Below are 2128 nucleotides of genomic sequence, written 5' to 3'. Positions count from 1 at the left end.
CGAGGGCGAACGAGACCGCTTCCGTGAGGCCAGTCGTTCCGTCACGATTCGTCGGGAAGGTAACGCTACTCATCTGATTCTCCCGTCGTCGCGTTCGATAGAGCGTGTAAATAACGTACGCCGCGATGAGCGTGACGAGGGCGCCAGCGATGCCGTCGCTCCAGAGAACGGCGTCCGAAACGAGGCTGGAGACGAGCGAGATACCGAGGACGACGAGCCCCAACAGGGCGATCATCCACTCGCTGACGAACGAGAGCGTCCGGCCTCGCAACAGCCCGACGACGTACAATCCCGCAAACAGGACGATAGCGATACCCAGCAACGCGTGGTCCGGGACGCGAAATTCCGATCCAAACGTGAGCGGCGAGACGGCGATCCACACGCCGAGGAGAACGAGAACGCCGTGCAACCAGACGAGTCTCCGGCGCTCGGGTTTTTCGAGTTGCGGAGTTACTGATGCAACACCCATTGTGGTCCCCGTTTCCAGAGTATGGCGACGGCGGCGAGCACAATAAGCGTACGCCACGGTCCGAGACGGAATCCGGTTTCGAACCATAGCCGGGAAACGGACGGTTTCGAGCGGATTACAACCGTTTCGTCATTCGGTGGCGTTTCGTCACGTAATCGTCGCGGCGGTAGAGCGACTGGGCGACGTGGTTGTCGGCGTGCACGTCGAGCGAGACGAACTCGCACCCCAATCGCCGCGCCCACGCCTCGGCGCGGTCGAGCAGGGCGCTCGCGATACCCTCCGACGACGACCGCGGCGGACGAACAGGCCGTCGATGTAGCCCCGCGGACCGCGCGCGAACACCGGCGGCGAGGCGCGCTTTTCGACCGAGACGTAGCCGACCAACCCGTCGTCCTCGGCGACGAAGGTGGCGATGTCCGCGTCCGAGAAGCGGTCTTTCACGTACGAAAGGACGTTCACTCTGACGCCGCTATCCGCGAGCGTGTCGAAATCGTCCATCGCCGCCATCTCGCGGGCGAACGGGAGCCACAGGTCGTCCACGAACTGGACGAGTTCGGTCCCCCGCAGTCGCCGGATTCGCATCAGGTTCCCACCTCGAACCCGGCGTTCGCGGACTCGCGTTCCGCGAGATACTGTTCGACTTCCGGCCGCGCCGCTCGCGTTTCTCGTGGTGTCCGCGCAGGAACGTTTCGAGGCGGTCTTTCGCAATCTGTGCGTATCCAGTGCTGGAATCTAATTCGGCTCGCGTCAGACACGCGCCTGACTGACTTTCTTGTACGTGAATGTCGATGGTCTGCTATGGAATTCGCAACTGTCGCATGCGTCGCCGAGTTCGCCGCGACAGAGGAGGGGAGTCGGCGTGACCGAAAGGACCGTCCAAATCGAGATTTTGGTCGCCGATTGTCCGAGGATGCACCGAGGTGGAGGCGGACTCCCGCGTGGACGTCGCCGTGAACGGGCAGATGTATCCCACCGCAAAACTCGACGACGGTCGGTACGTCGCGTGGTGGTTCGAGGCAGCGGCACCCGCCCCCGACGATAGCATTACCACGGAGTGGGTCGCTGCTCCGACCCGCTATCTCGCGGCCGCAACGCTGAGCGAACTCTGGAGGACCCCGCCGCGTTCGACTCTCTCATGAGTGCAAACTGTTAGAAACGGTCTCAAAGACGGTCGATAGCGGACGACCTAGTTGGTCGGGAGGTACTCGGCGAGCTCGGGCGATAGTTTTTCCCACGCGATTCCGGTCGATGTCTCGGTGGATAGATTCGAACCTCTCTGAGGAGCCACCGTCCGACCAGGACACTCATACAGACGTTGAACACGATAACCGGAAGCAGTTCCGACGTGATGAACGCGACGAACAGCCCGGTCAGTACCACTCTGAGGCTCATCCCGAGCGCGAGCGCAACCGCCGCCGCGGTGAGTATGGTCCTCGTCCAGCCGTACGCCCGTCGCATATCCCGCGCTCGAAGTGAACCGGCGAACGGGCGACGAACGTCTCTTTTATCCCTCCACCGCCGACTCTCCGGGCAATCGCCGCCGAAACAGTCGTTCGGCCGTAACATTGCGCTAACGATTCTCTCCCCCGACGAGCACGCCGCACCATCAGGAGTTCGTTCAACCGCCTCGATATTCAAACCGCGTCAGTCCCGCGTCTG

The 2128-nt window shown here is 62.5% G+C and carries 4 protein-coding genes; 1 reads left to right on the top strand and 3 read right to left on the bottom strand.

Features of this window, described 5'->3' with window-relative positions; genetic code table 11:
- Together BG842_RS01600 and BG842_RS30850 are read right to left on the bottom strand one after the other, a co-directional pair.
- On the bottom strand, window positions 1–469 hold a 469-nt coding region (locus BG842_RS01600), incomplete at its 3' end, for a hypothetical protein (protein WP_254662827.1).
- A gap of 115 nt (window positions 470–584) precedes the next feature.
- Window positions 585–698, bottom strand: a complete 114-nt coding sequence (locus BG842_RS30850) for a hypothetical protein (protein WP_254662826.1) — start codon at window positions 696–698, stop codon at window positions 585–587.
- Between the two features lie 691 nt (window positions 699–1389).
- On the opposite strand from BG842_RS30850, the gene BG842_RS01590 reads away from it, so the two are divergent.
- On the top strand, window positions 1390–1608 hold the full coding sequence (locus BG842_RS01590; protein WP_254662825.1) for a hypothetical protein: 219 nt from the start codon (window positions 1390–1392) through the stop codon (window positions 1606–1608).
- 22 nt (window positions 1609–1630) lie between these two features.
- On the opposite strand, the gene BG842_RS01585 is transcribed toward BG842_RS01590, so the two are convergent.
- The gene (locus tag BG842_RS01585) at window positions 1631–1927 is read right to left on the bottom strand and encodes a hypothetical protein (protein WP_069449413.1); all 297 of its coding nucleotides are present in this window, start codon (window positions 1925–1927) and stop codon (window positions 1631–1633) included.
- Window positions 1928–2128: the final 201 nt, after the last annotated feature.

The sequence above is a fragment of the Haladaptatus sp. W1 genome (assembly GCF_001723155.1).
Taxonomy (GTDB): Archaea; Halobacteriota; Halobacteria; order Halobacteriales; family Haladaptataceae; genus Haladaptatus; species Haladaptatus paucihalophilus.
The sequence above is the reverse complement of the archived record's forward strand: the minus strand, read 5'-3'. Positions and strand labels throughout refer to the sequence as shown.

Bases quoted from the DNA above. Each gene is read 5' to 3' on its own strand.
- BG842_RS01585 (WP_069449413.1), bottom strand. From the start codon at position 1,927: ATGCGACGGGCGTACGGCTGGACGAGGACCATACTCACCGCGGCGGCG.